At 61.5% G+C, this 22,036-nt stretch carries 17 protein-coding genes; 2 read left to right on the plus strand and 15 right to left on the minus strand.

All coding sequences use genetic code 11. The features are described from left to right. Positions 1-79: 79 nt before the first annotated feature. Positions 80-1,510, minus strand: coding sequence for a 6-phospho-beta-glucosidase (locus DXB98_RS01865; protein ID WP_117742942.1), 1,431 nt, complete (start codon positions 1,508-1,510; stop codon positions 80-82). 407 nt (positions 1,511-1,917) lie between these two features. Here DXB98_RS01865 and DXB98_RS01870 point away from each other — a divergent pair, with 407 nt between their 5' ends. Then, positions 1,918-3,024, plus strand: a complete 1,107-nt coding sequence (locus DXB98_RS01870) for an ATP-binding protein (protein ID WP_117742943.1) — start codon at positions 1,918-1,920, stop codon at positions 3,022-3,024. A gap of 196 nt (positions 3,025-3,220) precedes the next feature. On the opposite strand, the gene DXB98_RS01875 is transcribed toward DXB98_RS01870, so the two are convergent. The 9 genes from DXB98_RS01875 to DXB98_RS01915 all read right to left on the minus strand — a co-directional run bounded on the left by DXB98_RS01875 (position 3,221) and on the right by DXB98_RS01915 (position 12,916). Continuing rightward, positions 3,221-3,865: a DUF4867 family protein gene (locus DXB98_RS01875; protein WP_117735646.1), complete on the minus strand. Its 645-nt coding sequence runs from the start codon at positions 3,863-3,865 to the stop codon at positions 3,221-3,223. A gap of 135 nt (positions 3,866-4,000) precedes the next feature. After that, positions 4,001-4,489, minus strand: a complete 489-nt coding sequence (locus tag DXB98_RS01880) for an S-ribosylhomocysteine lyase (RefSeq protein ID WP_117735645.1) — start codon at positions 4,487-4,489, stop codon at positions 4,001-4,003. Positions 4,490-4,641: 152 nt separating this feature from the next. Next, on the minus strand, positions 4,642-6,132 hold the full coding sequence (locus DXB98_RS01885; protein WP_117742944.1) for a glycerol kinase GlpK: 1,491 nt from the start codon (positions 6,130-6,132) through the stop codon (positions 4,642-4,644). A gap of 177 nt (positions 6,133-6,309) precedes the next feature. Further along, positions 6,310-7,251: a transketolase family protein gene (locus DXB98_RS01890; RefSeq protein ID WP_117742945.1), complete on the minus strand. Its 942-nt coding sequence runs from the start codon at positions 7,249-7,251 to the stop codon at positions 6,310-6,312. Then, positions 7,244-8,080: a transketolase gene (locus tag DXB98_RS01895; protein WP_192934535.1), complete on the minus strand. Its 837-nt coding sequence runs from the start codon at positions 8,078-8,080 to the stop codon at positions 7,244-7,246. Before DXB98_RS01895 ends, DXB98_RS01890 begins: the two co-directional genes overlap by 8 nt. 2 nt (positions 8,081-8,082) lie before the next feature. Next, entirely contained in the window at positions 8,083-9,483 is a 1,401-nt protein-coding gene (locus DXB98_RS01900) for an L-fucose/L-arabinose isomerase family protein (RefSeq protein ID WP_117742946.1), read from the minus strand. Between the two features lie 256 nt (positions 9,484-9,739). Next, positions 9,740-10,750 (minus strand): LacI family DNA-binding transcriptional regulator, encoded by a 1,011-nt coding sequence (locus DXB98_RS01905; RefSeq protein ID WP_117735641.1) that lies wholly within the window; start codon positions 10,748-10,750, stop codon positions 9,740-9,742. Positions 10,751-10,948: 198 nt separating this feature from the next. After that, positions 10,949-11,923 (minus strand): nucleoside hydrolase, encoded by a 975-nt coding sequence (locus tag DXB98_RS01910; RefSeq protein WP_117742947.1) that lies wholly within the window; start codon positions 11,921-11,923, stop codon positions 10,949-10,951. A gap of 30 nt (positions 11,924-11,953) precedes the next feature. Further along, positions 11,954-12,916, minus strand: a complete 963-nt coding sequence (locus tag DXB98_RS01915) for a ribokinase (RefSeq protein WP_117742948.1) — start codon at positions 12,914-12,916, stop codon at positions 11,954-11,956. Between the two features lie 186 nt (positions 12,917-13,102). Between DXB98_RS01915 and DXB98_RS01920 the strand changes: the two genes are divergently transcribed. Further along, complete coding sequence (locus tag DXB98_RS01920) at positions 13,103-15,319, plus strand: acyltransferase family protein (RefSeq protein ID WP_117742949.1); 2,217 nt, start codon at positions 13,103-13,105, stop codon at positions 15,317-15,319. Positions 15,320-15,829: 510 nt separating this feature from the next. On the opposite strand, the gene DXB98_RS01925 is transcribed toward DXB98_RS01920, so the two are convergent. The 5 genes from DXB98_RS01925 to DXB98_RS01945 all read right to left on the minus strand — a co-directional run bounded on the left by DXB98_RS01925 (position 15,830) and on the right by DXB98_RS01945 (position 22,004). After that, positions 15,830-17,026 (minus strand): Nramp family divalent metal transporter, encoded by a 1,197-nt coding sequence (locus DXB98_RS01925; RefSeq protein ID WP_117742965.1) that lies wholly within the window; start codon positions 17,024-17,026, stop codon positions 15,830-15,832. A 74-nt stretch (positions 17,027-17,100) separates the two neighbouring features. After that, positions 17,101-18,945: a magnesium transporter gene (locus DXB98_RS01930; protein ID WP_117742950.1), complete on the minus strand. Its 1,845-nt coding sequence runs from the start codon at positions 18,943-18,945 to the stop codon at positions 17,101-17,103. A gap of 435 nt (positions 18,946-19,380) precedes the next feature. After that, complete coding sequence (locus tag DXB98_RS01935) at positions 19,381-20,787, minus strand: polysaccharide deacetylase family protein (protein ID WP_233505058.1); 1,407 nt, start codon at positions 20,785-20,787, stop codon at positions 19,381-19,383. A gap of 72 nt (positions 20,788-20,859) precedes the next feature. Continuing rightward, positions 20,860-21,615, minus strand: coding sequence for a PRC-barrel domain containing protein (locus DXB98_RS01940; RefSeq protein ID WP_117742951.1), 756 nt, complete (start codon positions 21,613-21,615; stop codon positions 20,860-20,862). Then, the gene (locus tag DXB98_RS01945) at positions 21,615-22,004 is read right to left on the minus strand and encodes a YtxH domain-containing protein (protein WP_117742967.1); all 390 of its coding nucleotides are present in this window, start codon (positions 22,002-22,004) and stop codon (positions 21,615-21,617) included. Before DXB98_RS01945 ends, DXB98_RS01940 begins: the two co-directional genes overlap by 1 nt. Positions 22,005-22,036: the final 32 nt, after the last annotated feature.

Here is a 22,036-nt window from a genome sequence, read left to right on the forward strand (position 1 = left end):
TTGGGGGCGACAAGCCCGACGAAGCGTACTTAGGTACGCGAGGAGGGTTGGAGCCCCAAGGTTGAGTGCCTCAGTGCCCTTAGGCCAGGTCTTCGCCGTTGGTGGCGATAACCTTCTTATACCAATCAAAGCTCTTCTTCTTGGAGCGCTTGAGGGTGCCGTTGCCCGCGTCGTCGCGGTCGACGTAGATAAAGCCGTAGCGCTTGGACATCTCGCCGGTGCCGGCAGAGACGAGGTCGATCGGGCCCCAGGTGGTGTAGCCCAAAAGGTCCACGCCGTCCTCGGTCACGGCATCGCGCATGGCGGCGATATGCTGGCGCAGGTAGTCGATACGGTAGTCGTCGTTGATGGAGCCATCCTCCTCGACAACATCCTTGGCGCCCAGACCGTTCTCAACCACAAACAGCGGCTTCTGATAGCGGTCGTACAGGTCGTTGAGGGTGATGCGGAAGCCCAGCGGATCGATAGCCCAGCCCCACTGGCTCTCCTGCAGATAGGGGTTCTTGGCGCCGGCGAAGGCGTTGCCCTGGGTCTTCTCGACATCGGGGTTGTCGGCACCGGCAGAGCAGCGGGTGGAGTAGTAGCTAAAGCTGATGAAGTCGACGGTGTTTTCGGCCAGGATCTCGCGGTCCTCGTCAGTCATGCCGACGTCGATGCCCAGACGCTCGAGCTTCTTGACGGCATAGGCCGGGTAGTAGCCGCGGCTCTGGACGTCGACAAAGAAGTAGTTGTCCTGGTTGTCGAGCTGCGCCTGGCGCACATCGCCCGGACGGCAGCTGTAGGGGTAGTAGGTGCCGGCAGCGAGCATGCAGCCGATCTTGACCTCGGGGTCGATCTCGTGGGCAATCTTGGTTGCCCAGGCGCTGGCGACGAGCTCGTTGTGGGCGGCCAGGTACTCGACGGCCTCCTTGTTCTCGCCCTCCTCAAAAACCAGGCCGGCACCCATAAACGGCAGGTGCAGGATCATGTTGATCTCGTTGAAGGTGAGCCAGTACTTCACCAGGCCCTTGTAGCGGGTGAAGATCGTGGTCGCGAGGTTCTTGTAGAAGTCGATGAGCTTGCGGTTGCGCCAGCCGCCGTACTCCTTGATGAGGTGGATCGGGCAGTCGAAGTGCGTGATGGTCACGAGCGGCTCGATGCCGTGCGCTTGGCACTCGCGGAACACGTCCTCGTAGAAGGCCAGGCCGGCCTCGTTGGGCTCGGCCTCGTCACCGTTGGGGAAGATACGGGTCCAGGCCAGGCTCATGCGGAAGGTCTTAAAGCCCATCTCGGCAAAGAGGGCGATGTCCTCCTTGTAGTGATGGTAAAAATCGATGCCGGTCTGCGCGGGATAGTAGTAGCCATCCTCGAAGTCGAGCATCTTGCGCTGGCCGGAGACCACCGCGAAGCGCTCGGAGCCGTGCGGGGCCACGTCCACGTTGGCCAGGCCGCGGCCGTCCACGTTGTAGGCGCCCTCGCACTGGTTGGCAGCCGTCGCGCCGCCCCACAGGAAGTCATTACGGAAAGCCATGCATCGATCCTTTCATACGCTGTTTGTCATAGGCTCAGTATCTCTATAAACGGCACGTCGCTCAACGGCAACGGCGCAGGTCGACACTTCTTTTCGCTCCCGCACATCGGCAGACGGTGCGCTCCTGACACTTTTTGATACCTCGCGTGCACGAAAAAGCACCCGCCCACACGCCGCGAACGTCAAGTGAGTAGACTTTTTGGCAAAACTCAACCAGACCCGCCTTTGACGCCATCAAAACCGCAGGTAGCTTACCTGGCATGTTCCGGCGTGGTCAGACTAAGCCAAAAAGTCTACTCACTTGCAAAAAAGGGCGCCTCCACAACAGCGAAGGCGCCCTCGGGTGGCAGACCATTTGACTGAATAGGAAAGAAAGGAAAAAATAGGAAAGAAAGGAAAGGAGACTTATGACTGAAACCATCTTCTCCCCCTCATTTGGAAATCGCCCATCCTATCTCGTCGGGCGCGAAACTGTAATTTCGACATTCATATCCGGCCTTGAGCAGGAACCGGGCAATCGCGACCGAGCCATGCTCATGCTTGGACAGCGAGGCAGCGGCAAGACAGTTCTTCTGTGGGAACTTGCCGACCGCGCACGCAAGCTCGGCTTTGTTGTCGCCACGCCTACCGTAGCCTCCGAGGATATGCTCGAGCGCATTGTCGAGAAAATCCAAGAAGCAGGCAAACCTTACGTCAACAAACGCCGCCTTCCCAAACTCGCGAGCGGCAGCCTAAGTGTTTTCGGGCTCTCGGCAGGCCTCGAGTTCACACGAGACGTGCAGGAGACCAAGAGCTTTCAGTTCAAGCTCACGCAGCTCGCGCGCAAACTGACCGAGCAGGGGCACGGCATCCTCATCCTCATCGACGAGCTCCAAGCAAATTCACCCGAGATCAGACAGCTCGTCACCGCCTATCAAGAGCTGGTCGGCGAACGACTCAACGTCGCGCTCGTCATGGCGGGCCTTCCGGGAGCCGTCTGCGCAACACTCAATGACCGTGTGCTGACATTTCTCAACCGCGCTCGAAAGGTCACGCTCGAGCCACTTTCGGTCGGAGATGTCGATACCTATTACCAGCGGGCTTTCGATGAGCTCGGCCTTGATATTCCAAGCGATCTTCGCCTCCGTGCCGCTCGCGCAACCCAAGGCTCGCCCTATATGCTGCAACTCATCGGCTATAACATCGCCAATCGCTGCAGGACAGGCGAACGTGCGACGCAAGGGTTAATCGACGGAGCCATCGAGGCGTCGAAAGTCGATTTCGAAAACGATGTGTGCGAAACGACGCTCGCCGCGCTGTCAGACCAAGACGTCGCGTTTCTCTCCGCAATGACTGATGACGAAGACGCTGTGTCTCGCATTTCTGATGTTGCGAAGCGCATGTCAGTCACACCCGACTATGCGCAAAAGTATCGCCGGCGCCTTATTGACGCCGGCGTGATCGAACAGGCTCGCCGCGGCTACGTGCGCTTCGCCGTTCCATATATGGCTGACTACCTTCGCAGCCAGTTCTAGGCAGCCACCACAATGGGGACAGGCACCTTTGTGGTGGTTTGGGCCCGTTTTATCTCGATCTGTAACAGCTAGGCCGTCAAAATCGGGTTTGGTGTTACAAATCGAGATTTTCGGGCGGCCTTCTACGGTATGTCTCAATCTGTAACAGGTAGTAACGATTTAGCCCGCTAGATGTTACAGATCGAGACGGAAGATTCTAGTCCACGTTGATGTCGAGGTTTTTGCCGATGAGGCCTACGTAGCCGCCTTCGGCTGCCTTGGGGCTGTCGGCGTGGCAGAGGACCCACTTGTCGGCCTTCCAGTAGCAGTAGCTGTCGCCGACCGCGGGCATGTCGGCTGCGGCCTCGGGGCGCGGACCATTGGTGCCGGCGGGCAACGCAACCATTACCTGGAAGCCGCCGTCGTCGACCATGCACGGCGTGTAGTGGAGCGTGGTGTTGAAGACTTCGACGACCGTACCCGCCGGCACGCGGAACGCCTTGACGCACGCGGTGTCGAGCTTGCCGCCCTCAATCTCCCAGCGATGCGCCACGAGCAGGATAAAGTCGCGGGCGCCCAGGTTAAACTCGCTGGCGCGGTGATACTCCAGGCAGTTGAGCTGCGTGTTGTGGCCGTTGCACCAGCCCAGCTGGAAGGGACGGCCGCCGTACATGAGAAAGCCCAGCTTATCGGCATCCTTGACGCCCTCGAGCTCCGGCGCGCTTGCTACGTACTTGCTGCCCTCGGGGATGGGCGTGGCAGAGAGCGCCTCGAGCACGGGCGACGTGAGCACGGACGGAACGTCATCCCAAACGTTGCCATAGGATTTGAACTCGGGATCGTTGACAGAGTAGATATGCATGTTCACTCCTGTTCGTTTATGTGACAGTACGAACATTCTAGAACAATTTCTTCGCGTTTTGAGCGCTCAGTATGAAAAAGCGCCACCGCTGACAGCGGAGGCGCTTCTGGTGCAAACGATATTTTGCGAGCAGCTTTATGCCTGTTGATAGTGCAGATGCTTCTCGTCGATATCGGCCAGGTCACGGTCGAGATAACGGCGCGCAAGCCAGTTTGCCATGGGGAGGTTCTGGTCCAGGTAGTTACCGCACTCCTCGGGAGCGGCACCGGGGACATCGCCCTCAAAGTCGGCGACAAACTCGAACAGCTCACGCACGATCGGCAGGATCTCCTCGCTCGTCACTTCGCCAAATACGACGAGGTAAAAGCCCGTGCGGCAGCCCATGGGGCCAAAGTAGACAATGCGGCTCGACCACTCGGCATGATTGCGAAGGAACGTCGCGCCCAGGTGCTCGATGGTATGGCACTCGGCCGTGTTCATGACCGGCTCTTTGTTGGGCGTGGTCAGGCGCAGGTCAAACGTGGTGACGGCAGCACCGGTCGCCGGATCGCGGTCGATGCGGCTCACATACACGCCGGGCTCAAGCAGCAGATGGTCAACGGAAAAGCTGGCGATGCGCTCCATGGCAGATCCTCTCGGTAGTCAATTTGGGACGGGGCTCTTTTAGCTGGTTCGAATGGTCGCACCAATCATACCAGTCAAAAAAGCCCCGTCCCAAATTAGCTACCTGGGACGAGGACCAATGAGTTTTTAATCCCCGTCCCAGAAAAATCATTCTAGGCAGTGTAGGAAATTGTGGCCTTCACCGCGTGGCGCCAGCCGGCGATCTTTTTGGCTCGCTCGTCGGCCGGCATCGAAGGCTCCACGATACTGCGAGCGCCGTAGACGTCAACGACATCGCGCGCGTACATGCCCAGCGCAATGCCGCAGGCCCAAGCTGCGCCCAGACCGCTCATCTCGTCATTGCTCGCAATGCGGATGGGCGAGCCGACCAAGTCGCTCTCAAACTGCATCAGGTACGCATCGCGCGTGGGGCCGCCGTCAACACGAAGCTCGGCCAGTGCGGCGCCCGAATCCTCGACCATCGCATCAATGACGTCGAAGATCTGATAGGCGATCGACTCATCGGCGGCCTTTACGAACTCCGCGCGACCCGTGGTGCGCGTCATGCCAAAGACGCAGCCCTCGGCATCACTTGCCCAGTGCGGCGCGCCCAGGCCGGTAAACGCCGGCACAAAGTAGACGCGGCTCGCCGGATTGGCGGCGTAGCACAGGTCGGTGACCTCCTCGGGGTTGTTGATGAGCTCCAGGTCGTCGCGCAGCCAGGTCTTGACGGCGCCGGCGTAGCTCACGTTGCCCTCGAGCACATACTCGGTCACGCCATCCATACGCCATGCAAGCGAGCTCGAAAGCCCGTGCGAGCTGGCGACAAACTCGTCGCCGACGTTCATCATGACCGAGCTGCCGGTGCCATAGGTCGCCTTGGCCATGCCGCGGCTGTGGCAGCCTTGCGCAAACAGGGCCGCATGGCTGTCGCCCAGCACGCCGTGCACCGGCACGGGGGCCGGCAAAAAGCCGCCCAGGTCCGTTGTGCCGAACAGGCCGTCGGAATCGGTCACCTGCGGCAAGCACGCCGGATCAATGCCAAAGGCCTCGCACACCGGCTCGCTCCAGCAGCCACGGCGCAGGTCGAAGAGCTGCGTGCGGCTGGCATTGGACCAGTCGCAGCGAAACTCCGCGCCGCCCGTGAGCGTCCAGACCACCCAAGCATCGATGGTGCCCAGACACAGCTCGCCCGCCGCCGCGGCCTCGGCAGCCGCCGGAACGTTCGCGAGGATCCAAGCCATCTTGCCCGCCGGATAGTAGGGCGAGAGCACCAGACCTGTCGTGTCGCACACCAGCTCGGCCACGCCTTCGCGCGCAGCAAACCCGTCGCACAGCTCACGGGCGCGGGCGCACTGCCACACCACGGCATCGCACAGCGGCTCGCCTGTCGTGCGACTCCAGGCAACGGTGGTCTCGCGCTGGTTGGAGATGCCAATGCCAGCGATATCGGCCGGATCGACCCCGGTCTCCTCCACCACGGCACGCGCCACGGCCAGCACGTTGGCGGCAATCTCGGTCGGATCATGGCTCACCCAGCCGGCATCGTTGACAATCTGGCGATGCGAGCGATCGGCACGATGAATCAGGTGGCCGCCCTCGTCCACCAGCAGCGCCTTCGTGCCCTGCGTGGACTGATCGATTCCGATGATGTATTTGCTCATGTACTCTCCTGTCTCCCCCGTCGATTAAAAAACTAAAGCCCAACGGACAAGGAGCGAGCGGCCGACCGGCTCATGAGAGCGCAGCCGGCATGCTCAGAATTCAACCTAAAAGGATTGGTGCAAACCTGCCCCCTTTGCACAAAGTTGATGCAAAGTGACCTGTCCCCGATGCACCAATTACTCTGCGGGCAAGAACTCGGCGACGGTCTGCGCGATTCCGGCACCCGTCAGGCCGTAGTGCGCAAAGACCTCGGGGCTCGTACCGGTGATGACCGGCGCGTCGGGCAGGGAGAGGCACTTGACCGGACGCGGGCAATGCTCGCCCACGACCTGCGCGACCATGGAACCCAGGCCGCCGAAGGGGCTGTGCTCCTCGACGGTCACGACGGCGCGCGTGGCGCCGGCGGCCTCGATCACGGCCTCGGCGTCGAGCGGCTTGACGCAGTACATGTCGAGCACCGTTGCCGAGATTCCCTGCTCGGCCAGCAGATCGGCGGCGTCCACGGCGTGGCGGACCATCTCGCCGGTGGCGACGAGCGTCACATCGGTGCCGCGACGCACCCAGGTGGCGCGATCCATCTGGAACGGACACTCGTCCTCGGTATACACGTCCTCGACCGGGTTGCGGCCCACGCGGATGTAGGCCGGCTTGTTGTCGGCAACCAGAGCGCGCACGAGCTCGGCAGTCTGGAAACGATCGCTCGGCAGATATACGCGCATGTTGGGAATCGCGCTCATGGCAGCGATATCCTGCGCGGAGTGATGGCTCATGCCCAAGGCGCCGTAGGAGACGCCGCCCGAGATACCGATGAGCTTAACGTTGGTGTTGGAGTACGAGACATCGACCTTGCACTGCTCATACGAGCGCGTGGTCACAAAGGACGCCGGCGAGGCGGCCCAGGCCTTCTTGCCGCACGAAGCCATGCCGGCGGCGATGCTCACCAGGTCCTGCTCGGCGATGCCGACCTCGACGGACTGCTGGGGATACTGATCGAAGAACGGCGTGAGCGATGCGGAGCCGCGGGAGTCGGAGCACAGGACGACGATGTCCTTATCGGTCTCGGCGGCCTCGAGCAGCGTGTCGCAGATAACCTTGCGGTTGGCGATCTTGTTAGCCATTGATAGCCTCCTTATGGGCAGCGAAATCGGCGATGATCTGGGCATATTCCTCATCGTTGGGCAGGTGATGATGCCAGGCGGCCTTGTCCTCCATAACGGGCGAGCCATAGCCCTTCACCGTGTTGAGGATGATGACCGTGGGCTTGCCCTTGGTCTCAGCGGCCAACGTCAGCGCGGCATCGATGGCCTGGATGTCGTTGCCCGGAATGGAGAGCACGTTCCAGCCGAAGGCGGCCCAGCGCTCCTCCTGCGAATCCTGCTTCATGACGTCCTCGGTGCTGCCACTGATCTGCAGGCGGTTGCGGTCCACGAGCGCGCACAGGTTATCGAGCTGGTAGTTGCCGCCGCTCATGGCGCCCTCCCAGACCGAGCCCTCGGCAAGCTCGCCGTCGCCCATGATGGTGTAGACGCGGTAGTCGCGACCGTCCATCTTGCCGGCGAGCGCCATACCCACCGCCACGGGCAGGCCGTGACCGAGCGAGCCGGAGTTCATCTCGATGCCCTTGAGTTTATTGTTGGGATGGCCGATGTAAGGACTGCCGAACTTGGAGAAGCGGGCCTTGACGTCGTCGAGGTCCAGGTAGCCCTCGTGGCACAGCACCGCGTAATAGGCCTCCATGGCGTGGCCCTTAGAGAGCACAAAGCGGTCGCGGTTGGGGTCGTCGACAGTCTCGGGCGAAATGTTGAGGTGGTTGGCATAGAGGGTCATGAGGGCGTCGATCACCGACATGTCGCCGCCGATGTGGCCGCCGGCGCCAGCCATGATGATATCGACGCAATCGCGGCGAAGGTCCCAGCGCAGGGACTCAAGCTCTTCGATAGTTGCCATTTCTACTCTCCTCGCAGGTAGGCTTTGACGTCTTCTTCGATGGGGTCGTACAGGTCGGGCTGGATGCCGATGTACTTGCATGCCTCGTAGAGCACCGGCACCACGTTGGCGTGGATGGCCACGCAGTGGTGGATGTAGGGGCCCTCGACGATCTTGGCCTCGAGGCGCTTGAGGTTCTCGACCTCGACCCACAGGTAGGTGCCCATGCCGGCCGGGCCGTCGATGCCGCGGGCGTTGCCCAGCAGCAGCGAGTACTCGCCGTTGTCGCCGTCAAAGCGGGCAAGGGTGAGGTCGCCGTGCTTGGCCTCGGCCGTCAGCGCGCCGGGGTGATCGAAGGCCAGCGGGTAGGTGAGCTTGGGCTTGACGGCCGCGCAGCTGCAGGGCCAAGGGCCGCAGTGCTGCAGCAGCTCGCCGTTCTCGTTGTCAGGATGACGCACGGTCCAGTCGGCGAACATGCCGCGGTGACGGCCCAGGTCGGCGGCCTCGACCATCAGCGCTGTGATGGCGCCATGGATGTCGGTCTCGCAGACGACCGGGATGCCCATCTCGTTGAGGATGGCGTTGGCGGCGCAGGGCATAATGCCCAGCTCGTCCTGCAGGGCGTTCCAGCACTGGATGGCACCGGCGTTGCAGCCGTACTTCTCGACCAGGCGCTTCATGGCGATGGCAAGACCGGCGACCGCGGGGACCTTGTCCTCGGGGATGCAGATCTCAAAGCTGTCGCGAATGTGGGCAAGCATGGCGGCCATGGCCTGCTCGTCGGCCTGGGCGTCGCGCACGGCCTGGACAAGCTCGGTCATGGGGATGGGCGAAAGCTGGATGTTGAACTTCTCGAGCAGCTCGCCCTCGTTGCACATGGTCGACCAGAAGTCGAACGGACGGGTGGCCATCTGCAGAATGCGGGTGTGCTTGAAGGTCTTGACCACGTTGCACACGGCCAGGAAGTCCCAGACGCCGCGCTCGAACTCGGGGTCGGTCAGGCGGCAGTTGGTCATGTAGGTGAAGGGAACCTGGAAGCGGCGCAGAACCTTGCCGGTGGCGAACAGGCCGCACTGGCTATCGCGCAGGCGGGTGCCGTCGGGCTCGGGGCGCTCGTCGCGTGGGCCCCACAGCAGCACGGGTAGACCGAGCTCGCGGGCAAGGCGAGCGCAAACGTACTCGGTGCCAAAGTTGGCGTGGCACAGCATAATGCCGTCGATGCCCTCGGCGCGGAACTTCTTGACGATAGGCTCGATATGGCTGTCGTCAAACAGCAGGCCCTCGTCGTTGATGTCGTCGATGTCCACAATGTCGACGCCGATCTCGCGCAGGCGATCAGCCGTCAGGCCGCGATACTTGATCGCGTCCGGCGCGCTAAAAATGCTTCGGCGCGTGGGCACAAAGCCGAGTTTGATCTTATCCATGTACGTCCTCCCCTAGTCACATGTTCAGTAAACAGACGATTGTTTCGTTTTGTTCTGTTTACTAAATGTTTTACTATTCTGTTTAGAAGTTTAGCGCGAAATACCCGCAGGCGGTAGAGAAATCAGCCTAAACGGTATGTAAACAAACTGAACATACAAGGAGAACAAAAAAGGGTCCCGAAGGACCCCCTTTTGAACGGTGTTGCACTTACTGCCCTCGCGCGCTTTGACGCGCCGCGAGCGATGCTGCCTTCGCCTAGATTTCGCGCACGCTCTGGCGCTCGACAAAATACGTCGATACGGCCGTCTTGCAGGTATAGCTCTTGGGATTGCGGATGTTGCCCACCAGGCGGCGCACCGCGATCTCGCCCACCTCGTGCTTGGGAACATGCACCGTGGTGAGCGGCGGGTTGGAGAAGGCGCCCAAAGACAGATCGTCAAAGCCGATGATCGAGACATCCTCGGGCACGCGAATGCCGTGCTCGTTGAGCGCGCGCATGGCACCCACAGCGAGCACGTCGTTCTCGGCAAAGAAAGCCGTCGGCAGATCTTCGTGCGAGGCGTTGTCGAGCCACACACCCATGTCGCGATAGGCGCCTTCGAGTGTGGTGCCCAGCGTGACACGCCATGCCGGGTTGGCCTCGAGGTCCGCATCCTCAAGCGCTTGACGATAGCCGCGCTCGCGATCCTTAAAGTTGCGGATACGAAGGTCGCCCGCCAGATAGCCGATTTGCTTGTGGCCTTTCTCGATAAGGTAGTCCACGGCGCGCAGCACCGAATCGGTATTGGCAATGACCACGGCATCAAAGTACTGGCGGTCGCTCCAGCCATCGAGCACAATCAGGTGGGCAGCGGCGTTAGCGAACAGGGCGTAGTCTTCTTCGCCCAGCTCGGTGCCCATCAGCACGATGGCGGCAGACGGATCGGCAATCAGGCCCTCGACCTGCGGGCGCACGGCGTCCAGGTCGCTAAAGTCGAGCGAGACAAAGCTCGTGCTCATGCCGTGGCGACGCGCCTGGCGCTCCACGCCCTCGATGACTGCGGGATGAAAGGTGCTCTCGTCCAGAATGGCGCCCGTCTTGCGCGCGAGCACAAACTGGATGCTCTCGAGCTGCGTCGACTGCTGATAGCCGAGCGACTGCGCGCACTCCAGGATGACCTTGGCGGTCTCCTCGCTCACGCTGCGCTTGCGGTTGAGCGCGTTGGACACGGTCGCAGGCGAAAAACCGGTGATGCGGCTGATTTCGCGGACACTTGCTTTGGCCATTGTTCCCCCTAGTAACGGTCGCGGTCGAGCATCGTGGCCTGACCGCCCCGTGACTCGACAACTAAACGACCGCAAATTCAATCTAAACAGAATAGTAAATGTTTATGAGCTAGTTTAGCCTGTTGTCAAGCAAAGTGGCACGACTATTCCCCCAACGGGCACATTTACTCGGTAGCCAATTTGGGGCGTGAAAAACATTTAACCTAGGACGCGGGCCATACGCGCCTTAAACTCCGCGAGGAAGCGCGGGGCGTCGACGGTCAGCGCCACAAGCGCGCTCTTGTCCGGATCGGACAGGCGGTGCTCGTCGCAGATGGTGCGGCCGCGGTACTCGCCCAGCAGGTCGACGCGCAGGTTACAGCCGAGCGCACCCACAAGCGTGGGGTCAATCGCCACGGCAACCGCCAGCGGATCGTGCAGTGCGCAGCCGCCCAGGTAGGGTGCGTTCATCTCGTACGAGCCAATATAGTGCTCGACCATGCTCGCAAATGCGCAGCCCGCCATGGTGCCCGAGCCCGTCCAGCCGGCAATATCGCGACGCGTGAGCACCACGCGATGCGTCACATCCAGATCCACCATAGTGAGCTTGCGGCCCGAGCGCAGCACGGCGTCGGCGGCCTCGGGGTCGCTTGCTATGTTGGCCTCGGCGCCCGCGCTCACGTTGCCGGGCACGGTGAGCGCACCGCCCATCACGACCACGCGACCGATAGACATCATCGCTGCTGCATCACGCTCCAGGGCAAGCGCCAGATTGGTGAGCGGGCCGGTCGCCACGTAGATCAGGTCGGGGCCATAGGTACGCGCGGCATCGGTCAGATAATCGACCGCAGCGTTGCCATCGGCCGACGTCGCCCCCACCGGCTCGTACGGCGAGGCGGGCACGCTCGCGCCGCCGATGCCGTTCTTGCCGTGGATAAGCGTGGTGGACGCCGGCGGCGTATAGGGCTCGGTCGCCTGCAGAGGACGGTCGGCACCCAGGTACACCGGCACCTCGGGACGACCCAACAGGTCGAGCACCGCCAGGCAGTTGTGCGCCGACTGCTCGACGCGCACGTTGCCAAAGCATGTGGTGATGCCCACGAGCTCCACCTCGGGGCTCGCGATCGCATAGGCGAGCGCCATCGCATCGTCCACACCCATATCCAGATCAAGGATCAGCTTCTTGGTTGCCATTGTTCTACTCCGCTTCTCCGTCTCAATCGTTTAACCAAACCAATGTTCAACTTCGGCACGCGTGGGAATCGATTGCTGCGCGCCCAAGCGCGACACCGTCACCGCCGAGGCGCGAGCGCCCGCGATCATGCACTCAAAGAGCGGCAAGCCCTCCAAACGGGCCGCCGCAAGCGCGCCGATAAACGTATCGCCCGCGGCCGTGGTGTCAACTACCGTGCTCGAAAGCGCCGACATGCGCAGCGGCTCGCCATCATCGCCGAGCGTAACCGAACCGGCGCCGCCCAGCGTGATGACCGCGGCTGAGGCACCCTTGGCGAGCAGCGCCTCGAGAGCGGCCGCACAGCTTGCGTCGTCTGTAGGCAGGACACTCGTCAGCGCCTGGCACTCGGTCTCGTTGGGGCAGACCAGGTCGACCGCGGGCCACGCTCCTGCCGGCAGATCGCAGGCGGGTGCCGGGTTAAAGATCGTATAGAATCCCAGCTCGTGAGCGCAAGAGAGCGCCGCGGCCGTTGCCATCAGATCACATTCGCCCTGGGCGATAAAGACGCTTCCGGCAGCCGGGGCAATCTCTCTGGCGTCGCCGTCGAGCTCGTCGGCCACCAGGCGCCTCAGTGCGCGGGCAACGTCCTCGCCCGCAAGTGCATGGTTGGCGCCCGGCGACAGCACGATGCGGCTATCGCTCTCGCAGCGAATGATAGTCGCGGTACCGGTCTCCACGCCATCGAGACGTGTCACAAACTCAACGCCCACGCCGGCATCCTGAAGCCCCGCCACGAGCACATCGCCAAAGGTATCGCGCCCAACAGCGCCAATCATGCACGTGTGCGCACCCATGCGCGCGGCGGCGACGGCCTGGTTGGCGCCCTTACCGCCGGCGTTGGTGATAAAACCGCTGCCACCGACTGTCTCGCCCGCGCGCGGCATGCGCTCGCACGCCACCGAAAGGTCCATGTTCATGCTGCCGAACACCGCAACGATGCTGTGATCCGCCATGGAAACCTCCTCGTCCGTGGGCTCTGCGCCCGCTGTCGGCCGTCAATTGTGTGCTCTCGCACCTCCATAACTTTAATTCACTTTGATGTGGACGCGCGCTTGAGCTTGCGCCAGCAGCAAGCATTCACAGGAGCAGGCAGCTACAATGAATACGTGCTGATTATTCTCGTCATTGGATGATGTTTTATGGAACAATTCTCGCAATCGGGCTCGCGCGGCCGACGCCGCACGGGCAACGAGCCGGCGCCGCACGAACGCGTGAAGGGCGAACGCCGTGCCAACGAGCCGCGACGCACCGCGAGCCCCCATCGCGCTTCCGCCAACAACGAGGGCCGCGCCAACACTCCCGCCGCGGAGCAGACGCCTGCTCGTCCCAAGTCCCGCTATATCCCTGCGCTCGACGGTCTGCGCACGCTTGCCGTCGTCGCGGTGGTGCTCTATCACCTCAACCTCACGTGGGCGCAGGGCGGTCTGCTCGGCGTCACGATCTTCTTTGTGCTTTCGGGCTATCTGATCACACGCCTGCTACTCAACGAAGTCGCTAAGACCGGCCGCATCGACCTCAAGAGCTTCTGGATCCGCCGTATCCGTCGCCTGGTCCCCGCCGTGGTAACGGTAGTGTTCGTGACCTGCGCGCTGTGCACCATCTTTAACCACGTGATGCTCACCAAGATGCGCCCCGACATCCTGCCGTCGCTGCTGTTCTTCAACAACTGGTGGCAGATTGCCCAAAACGTCTCGTACTTCAATGCTCTGGGCGACCCCTCGCCGCTCACACACTTTTGGTCGCTTGCCATCGAGGAACAGTTCTACCTGATTTGGCCGCCACTGCTGTTTGCCATGGTATCCATGCATGTGAGCAAGCCCAACACGCGCCGCGTGGTTCTGGGCCTTGCCGCGGTATCTGCCCTCGCCATGATGGCGCTTTACAACCCTGCCGCCGACCCCAGCCGCGTATACTACGGCACCGACACCCGCGTGTTCTCGCTGCTGCTGGGTGCCTGGATGGCCTTTATCCCCGATCGCGACCTGGCGCCGGTGCGTCTCGCTCATCGTTTGGGGCTCAATCGCCTGGCTGGCGCCGCCAAGCACGGCAAGAACGCCGAGGGCAAGTCTGGCGAGAAGGCCGACGAAGCAGCCGAGACCGCCCCGGCACAGCCGAGCGCCCTCGTGCGCTTTTGGTCCTCGCCCGCATCCATCGATGTGTTGGGCGTCGTGGGTCTGGTTGGCCTTGCCGCCATGGTCGCGCTCACCAACGGCTACACCGCGTTCCAGTATCGCGGCGGCACGCTGTTATGTTCCATCCTTACGCTCATGGTCATCGCGGCATGCGTGCAGCCCCAGGGAATGGTTGCTCGCGCGCTGTCCACCGAGCCGCTCGTGTGGGTTGGCAAGCGCTCGTACAGCATCTACCTGTGGCACTATCCGCTGCTATTGCTCATGAACCCGGTCGCCAACATCAACGACACGCCCTGGTGGCAGTACATCTTGCAGGTACTTGTGGTGGTCGCCGTAGCCGAGTGCTCCTATCGCTTTATCGAAACGCCGTTTAGGAAGGGCGCCTTCGGCCGTACCGTCGCCGAATTCCGCGATGGCACCACCACGCCCGCCAACTGGGTGCGCGCGCATATTCCTGTGTGCGCCACTTGCGGGATCGTGCTTGTCATCGCGCTGGGCGGCCTGATCTTTGTGCCGGAGACCTCCGCGCTGAGCGGTGAGGGCGCCGAAGTCCTCAACAAGGAAGCCAAAAACACCGCGCCCACCGACCAGCAGGCGGCCGACGACACCGACAAGGACAACGACGGCTTCCCCGATGGCTCCTACGACCTGTTGATGATCGGCGACTCCGTGTCGTTGCGCGCCGTTGATTCCTTTGACAGCGTGTTTCCTCACAGCCATATCGATGCCGAAAAGGGCCGCCAGTTTGATGCGGGCCGCGCGACATTTGAGGGCTATATCCAGCAGAACCTTGCCGGCAAGATCGTGGTCTTTGCGCTGGGCACAAACGGTTTGGTAACGGACGCCCAGGTCGATGCGATCATGGCCGACGCCGGCGAGCAGCGTATTGTCGTGTTTGTAAACACGCGTAGCCCGCAGCCGTGGGTCGGGTCCACGAACCAGGCCATCGCCAACGCCGCCACGCGCTACAAGAATGTACGCGTTATCGACTGGTACGGGCACAGTGCCAACCGCAACGACCTGTTCGATGGCGACGGCACGCACCTGTCGACTACCGGCGTGACCGAGTACCTCAACCTGATCCACGATGTGGTCAAGAAAGACCTGCCCGTGCACCCCGAGGACCACGTCAACGATCCGCAGCCGGCAGCCGTCAAGTCCGCCGCCGACGCGCTCGTCAATGCCCTCGCTCTCAAGCCGCACAAGCTGGGCACCGACAAGTAACCTGCAGCGCAAACTCCCCCCTCCGGCAGTTAGGGACGTTCCTTATGTGCCGGCACCTAGGGACACTCCTGACACAGCCGAGGAACGCCCTCCTTGCAACCGAATTCTGGACGCCTCGCCACCCCGAGCGTTGTTTCCAAGCCCACACCCGCAGCAAACAACCCAAAATCACTCTTTTCGAGCCGGCTCCAAGAGGTCGTGGACAAAAAGGGGCAAATATGAGTACTGTTACAATTTTAGTAGCAGGCAAAACCACCCAAAATGGCGCCCATGCGGTAGCGCGCGACCCTTCCAGTTGACCAGAGTGGCCGGCTTAGGACTTGGAGCTCCACTTTTAATGAACAGATTTTTAGATATGTTTATTATTTTCTTAGTTGTAAATGCTATCGGCCAGGCAACAGTACTCATATTTGGCATTTTTTGTCCACACGAATATTACTAACCCCCTATAACAGGCAAAATACAGGCCGCAACCCATGGCGGCGGCCTGTTTGGAGTCCAAAAGAGGCGCTAAGCGCTGTAACCCATCGCCTGCAGGACAAACATGACAACCGTCAGCACCGTGATCACGCCGATAGTCGCCCACGTAAGCACATTCCACACGCGGCCGTTGCGGTTGGCGCCCATAATGTGACGATCGGCGGCAATAACCACCTGAAACACCAAAACCACGGGCAACAGCACGCCGTTGATGACCTGCGAGGTCATCATAATCTGGAACAGATCGACACCAGGCATAAGCACCAGTACGGCAGAGATACCGATGATGGCCGTAATGATGCCGCGATATACCGGGGCCTCGTCCCAGCTGCGATCGGCGCCGCGCTCCCAACCAAAAGCCTCGCAGATGGCACTCGACGTAACGCCCGGCAGCACGCAGGCAGCCAAAAAGCTCGCTGCGACCAGGCCTGAGGCAAACAGCACCGTGGACCACTGACCCGCGATGGGCTCCAGCGCGCGGGCGGCATCGGCGGCATCGCTAATCTGAATACCCGCCGGGAACAGCACTGTACCGGTCGTGATGATAATGAAGCCCGCAATGACATCAGCAGCGATCGAGCCGCTCACGGTATCAATACGCTGCAGCACGATATCGTCCTCGCCCGCATTCTTATCGACCACGTTATTCTGCGCCAAGAAAATCATCCACGGCGCGATGGTGGTACCGATCGTTGCGACCACGAGCGACACGTAGCTGGGATCGTTCTGAATATTGGGGACGACCAAGTCGACCGCGACCTCACCCCAGTTGGGACCGGCCATAAACGCGGCGACAATATAGGTCACGAAGACGCAGCTTACCAGCAGCAGAATCTTCTCGATGCGCTGGAAGCTACCCGACATGGTAAGCATCCACACCAGCAGCGCCACCAACGGCACCGAGATGCTCGCCGGCACGCCAAAGAGGGCAAGGCCGCTGGCGATACCCGCAAACTCCGAAATGGTCACAGCCGTGTTGGCGATCAACAGCGCCGCCATAGCAAGTACACTCTTGCGCACGCCAAAGCGCTCGCGAATGAGCGATGCCAGGCCCTTGCCCGTGACGCAGCCGCAGCGCGCCGCGGTCTCCTGCGTCACGATAAGCAGCACGGTCATGACGGGAAGCATCCAGAGCATCTTATAGCCATAGCTGGCGCCCGCGCTGGAATACGTGGCGATACCGCCGGCGTCGTTACCCGAAAGCGCCGCCAGCAGACCGGGGCCCATAGCGCCAAAGATGGCGGCGATGGTCAGCTTTTGCTTGGCGCTCGCCTTTTGTTTCGTGTTTTCCACGAGACCACCTAACCCATGACTGACATGGTGAGCAGCACCGCGGCGATGCAGTACGCCACACACGAGATCATGACGGCGATGACGTTCATAGCGGTACCCGACGTGTTGAGGTCGTGCTCATCGCGCCAGAACAGCACCATCAGATAAATCACGGCGCTCATGTTGCCCACCAGGCAGATGATGGCAGCAATGTTAAAGCAGCCGGTAAAGAGCTGCTCCTCAAACATAGGGGCATCGGGGAACGCGGCGGTGCGCACCAGCTGCGCGCACAGATAAGTAACAAGCGAAAGGATCAGGCCCATACCCGTGCTCTGGAAGAAGAACCCCAGATACGGCTTGGGCTCATCGTCATGGCCGTCGTACTCCAGGAAGTAGTTCTTGACGAACGACACCATGCGCGAGGCAGCCAGCAGCACGAGCGGCATGGCGCACATGGGGAACACCACCAGATACGCGGAGCCCAGCGCCGTCCCCAGCACCGTCGCCATGATGCACGAGGCAATGCCCCACACGACGACCCAGTACTGGCGATGCACAAACCAGCTGAGCACGTTCGTCGAGTCGTCCGATGCGCTATCGCCCGAACCGACACCGGCGATCTGCAGGTCCTCCTGGTGCTCCTCGGCAATAACGTCCATGGCGTCGTCGAAGGTCACGATACCCAGGATGTGGCGGTTCTCGTCACAGACGGGGATAGCTACCAGGTCATACTTGGTCATCTCATCCGTCACGTCTTCCTGGTCCTCGTCGGGCGACACATAGACCAGGTCGCGATAGGCCAGCTGGCCCAGCGTGGCGTCGCGGTCGGCCACGATCAGCGTGCGCAGCGAAAGCACGCCCGTCAGCATGCCGCTCGGATCCTCGGTATAGACGTAATAGACACTCTCAAAATCCTCGTCGAGTTTGCGAATTGCCTCGATGGCATCGCCGACCGTCGCCGTGGCGGGCAGCGAGACAAACTCCGAGGTCATGATGCGGCCGGCGGTGTTGTCCTCGTAGCCCAACAGATTACGAATCGCCTTCTCCTCCTTGACGCCCATCAGGCGCAGGAGCTTCTCGGCCTTCTCATAATCGAGCTCGTCGATCAGGTCGGCAGCGTCGTCCGGGTCCATCATGGCCAGCATCGACGATGCGTCGGTATCGGACAGGCCCTCGAGCATCTCGGTCATGAGCTCGTCATCATCGAACTCCGAGATGGCCTCGGCGGCCTGCGCCGTATCGAGCTGCGCGAACACCTGCGCGCGCAGGCGCGGGTCGAGCTGCTCGATGATGTCAGCGATGTCGGCAGGATGCAGCTCGCCAAGCGTCTTGTGTGACACCGAGAGCTGGATGTTCTTAGTCGAGCGGTCGAGCAGGTCCATGTAAGACCAGGCGATAATGTCCTCGCTGAGCGGCTTGCCCAAGTGCTTCATAAAGCCCTCGACGATATGCTCGAGCGCGGGACCGATTGCACGCAGCAGACCGCGGGCGCCGACCTCGGCACCCAGCAGACGCAGCTGATTTTCGCCCGACATGGAGAACTTGATGTCGTTGACACGCACGACCTTCATGCCTTGCGTATCGACGATCTGCTTATTGAGAACATCGCGCGCCAGCAGGAGCTCGGTCGGCTGCAGGTACGAAAAGCGAATGTTGGTGGCAGACGTATTGAGATACACGCCCGTCTCGTCGATACGGTCGACCCATTTGCGCCAGCTGATCATAAACGGCGTCTTGCCGGGACCACGGAACGCAAGCGACGTCACGTGCGGAAAAACTTCGCCGGTTGCAATGCCAAAATCGTTCACAACGCCGAGCTTTTCGCCGTCGACGTCCAAGACCGGCAATTTGAGCATCTCACTCAGATAATTCAATGGTGCTCCCCATCATTATCCCTGCGGACCGCGGCCGGACGGGCACGCTATCCGTGGACTGTTTGATATGTATACGCATGCGCGGGCGGCACGCCGCTCGACGCTTACACCCCGTGCATGCGCAGAAAGCACCTGCATGGGGTCATCGACTGTATGGTCGAGGTTTGGATTTCACCTGTAACCTTTCTCTTGACCCTTATTAACCGCAGTAACTATAGCATCAGCATCGCGCTGCGGCACCGAATTTATGCGCTGCACATTGCAGGCATACCAAACGCTGACGTATCCGTGACATAGTCGTCCGCAGCGAAGTGGTGGGACAAAATTATCAGTAGTGTTTGTCCCAGGGTCGCTTGCGACGACAAGCCCGATGCGCCTTTCGCACCTGGGACAAACACTACTGATAATTTTGTCCCACCGTGCCACTCGTTTGAGCTACTCCGTGGCGTCGTCGTCCTCGGCAAGTTGGGGAAATACGGCGTTCTTGGGCATGGTGACCTTCGTCAGTGACGTGAGCTTTTTGCTGAGCGACGTGTCCGTCTTGACCAGATCGCTGAGCGTCACGATCTTGTAGCCGTCGGCAATAAGCCCGTCGATAATCTGCGGCAGCGCCTCGAGCGTCTGCTCGGCGCATTCGTCTCTATCGGTGAGCAGCACGATATTGCCTGGCGTCACCGAATCGAGCACCGTCGAGACCTGCTCGTCGGCACCGTTGAGCAGCCAGTCACCCGAATCGATATTCCACGAGACCACGGCGGAGACCAGGTCCATCGAGTCGATCCAGTTTTGCTCGTCAAACGCGGCGTAGGGGGCACGCAGCAACATCGTCTCGACGCCGGTCGCCGACTTAATCGCCTCGGTGCCCTTCGTGATCTGCTTGCGCACCGTCTCGCGATCCTCGCCCTTGAGCGAATCATCGCTGTAGCTGTTGGAGCCAATCTCGCACCCGGCATCGGCAATCGCTTTGGCAGTAGCGGGCGAGGCTTCCGTGGCATCGCCCGAAAGGAAGAACGTCGCGGTGACGCCCTTTTCCTTGAGCACCTGCAAGATCTGTTTGGTGGCGCCGCTCGGGCCCTCGTCAAACGTCAGCGCCACGTACTTTTCGTTGCCTTTGGGCGCCACGCTGGCGCACTCGACTACGCAATCGGTAGCGGGCACGACCTCGCCGCGGTCCTGCGTCTTGCCCGACTGCTCACCAACCCACACCTCGGAGCGGCCCTGGACACCCCACGTCTGCACATACTCGATGGCACCCGTGCCCTCGACCTTGAGCTTGGGCTCGATAACCGTAGCCTGAACCTCGTGCTTCTCGTAGGTGTTACGGCCATCCTTGACCGTCACCTTCTCGCCGCCCTCAAGTTCGCGGCTATCCCATTTGCCCTGCTTCACGCGCTTGCCGTCGACCTTCACCGACAGCTTTTCGCCCCCATGGCGCTTGAGCACGCTGTCATCGACGGCCAACAGGTCGCCTGCGTCGTAGGTGTCAGCCAACTCCTGGTCGTCGATAAGATTCTGCAACGTAGAGCCCACGCGCACCGCGGTCTTTTGCCCGTTGAGTTCCACGTCCACGCTGCGGTTTACGTAGCCCACGACGGCAGCGATAAACAGTACGAGCGCGCAACCCACGGCGATGAGCGCATAGGGCAGGCGGGACGGTCGGCGCGGTGAGCGCCCGTTGCCGATGCGCGCGCTGCGATCGCTAAACCCACGGCTATGGTTGAGGTACATCGCGCCGGGCTTACGGCGACGTCGACGCTGACCGCTGGGCAGCTGCCCCAGATCGCGGCGCGCCGTCGGACGCGCACCCGAGCGCCCGTTTAAGTTAGATCCGTTTTGGCGCATGTGCCCTCCCCCATAAACACAGCGAGCCGGAGCAACAGGTCTCCGGCTCGCCTCCCATCATTTGGTACGTCGCTATTTGCTAGTTTTTGACGAGCCCCCGCTCGCCTTTTGGTATTCGTCCTTAAACGCCTTGAACATACCGCGCGTCTTGCCGAGCTGCTTGCCCAGTGCGCGGCTGCCCTTGTCCACGGCGACCGATCCCTTGTCATCGAGCACCTTGGCGCCCTTTTTGACCTTATCGCCCACCACGACGCTGGCCTCGGCAGCTTTTGCAGCGGCGCCGCCCGAATACCCGAGTGCCTTGACCTCGTCCGAAACGATCATCGCGCCGTTCTCGTATCCGCGCAGCATCGTCGGCGGCACCTGCGTGTCACCGACCAGCACGCTCGAAGCGGCACCGGCGGTCACATAGAACATCTGAACGATGCCCGAGCGTGGCTTGAACTCAACGTCCGAGCAATAGCCCACGACGTCGCCCGATTCCGTGCGCACGTCCATACCGACCCAGATGATGCAATCGTCCAGGTTGATGTCGAGGCGCTTGGCGGCGGCGGCATCGTACGTGTCCTTGACGTCATCGACCGCAATGGCGCCCTCGTAGACACCAATGGCGTCGAGCGCTACGAATCGGTCGGGACGCTCGATCATGCCCGCGATATCGGACTGGCGGACCATAAAGCCGACCACGCGCGTACCGCCCGGGGTAAAAACCGGAAAGTGAATCTTTCCGAGCTTTTTAGGGCTGCGCGGCGTGCCGTCCTTTTTGATGCGCTTGTCCTCGGTAGGCTTGCGATAGATCTTGGCGCCGACAAAATCCCCGGCGCGCATTATGCCTCGGTCGAGGGCTCCGCAGCCTCGGTATCAGCCTCGACGGCGTTCTCGACCACGACGTCGGCGGCAGGCGTCACGTTGCCGCCCGAAATGGCGTCGTTGAGCTGCTCGCGCAGCTGGTCCATGCGCTCGCGGGCCAGGTCGACCTTGGCGCGCAGGTCGTCGGTCTTGGCGTCGACCATCGGGCCAAAATCGTTGACCGCAGCACGGGCCTCCTCGGCGCCGTGCTCGTAGGTGTCGCGCATATTGTCCCAGGCGTCGTTGGCGATATCGGCAGCCATGGCGCGGGTCTCGGCGCCCGAGCGCGGGGCCAGAGCAACGCCGATAATAGCGCCGGCAGCGGCACCAAAAAGTGCGCCGGAGACAAAGCTGAAAGTCTTACCCATGATCATTCCTCTCCTGCGGGCACGTCGGTGCC

The sequence above is a fragment of the Collinsella sp. OM07-12 genome (assembly GCF_003438275.1).
Lineage (GTDB): Bacteria > Actinomycetota > Coriobacteriia > Coriobacteriales > Coriobacteriaceae > Collinsella.

Coding starts and splice junctions, on each gene's coding strand:
- DXB98_RS01865 (WP_117742942.1), bottom strand. CDS start 1,510: ATGGCTTTCCGTAATGACTTCCTGTGGGGCGGCGCGACGGCTGCCAAC.
- DXB98_RS01870 (WP_117742943.1), top strand. CDS start 1,918: ATGACTGAAACCATCTTCTCCCCCTCATTTGGAAATCGCCCATCCTAT.
- DXB98_RS01875 (WP_117735646.1), bottom strand. CDS start 3,865: ATGCATATCTACTCTGTCAACGATCCCGAGTTCAAATCCTATGGCAAC.
- DXB98_RS01880 (WP_117735645.1), bottom strand. CDS start 4,489: ATGGAGCGCATCGCCAGCTTTTCCGTTGACCATCTGCTGCTTGAGCCC.
- DXB98_RS01885 (WP_117742944.1), bottom strand. CDS start 6,132: ATGAGCAAATACATCATCGGAATCGATCAGTCCACGCAGGGCACGAAG.
- DXB98_RS01890 (WP_117742945.1), bottom strand. CDS start 7,251: ATGGCTAACAAGATCGCCAACCGCAAGGTTATCTGCGACACGCTGCTC.
- DXB98_RS01895 (WP_192934535.1), bottom strand. CDS start 8,080: ATGGCAACTATCGAAGAGCTTGAGTCCCTGCGCTGGGACCTTCGCCGC.
- DXB98_RS01900 (WP_117742946.1), bottom strand. CDS start 9,483: ATGGATAAGATCAAACTCGGCTTTGTGCCCACGCGCCGAAGCATTTTT.
- DXB98_RS01905 (WP_117735641.1), bottom strand. CDS start 10,750: ATGGCCAAAGCAAGTGTCCGCGAAATCAGCCGCATCACCGGTTTTTCG.
- DXB98_RS01910 (WP_117742947.1), bottom strand. CDS start 11,923: ATGGCAACCAAGAAGCTGATCCTTGATCTGGATATGGGTGTGGACGAT.
- DXB98_RS01915 (WP_117742948.1), bottom strand. CDS start 12,916: ATGGCGGATCACAGCATCGTTGCGGTGTTCGGCAGCATGAACATGGAC.
- DXB98_RS01920 (WP_117742949.1), top strand. CDS start 13,103: ATGGAACAATTCTCGCAATCGGGCTCGCGCGGCCGACGCCGCACGGGC.
- DXB98_RS01925 (WP_117742965.1), bottom strand. CDS start 17,026: ATGGGCCCCGGTCTGCTGGCGGCGCTTTCGGGTAACGACGCCGGCGGT.
- DXB98_RS01935 (WP_233505058.1), bottom strand. CDS start 20,787: ATGCGCCAAAACGGATCTAACTTAAACGGGCGCTCGGGTGCGCGTCCG.
- DXB98_RS01940 (WP_117742951.1), bottom strand. CDS start 21,615: ATGCGCGCCGGGGATTTTGTCGGCGCCAAGATCTATCGCAAGCCTACC.
- DXB98_RS01945 (WP_117742967.1), bottom strand. CDS start 22,004: ATGGGTAAGACTTTCAGCTTTGTCTCCGGCGCACTTTTTGGTGCCGCT.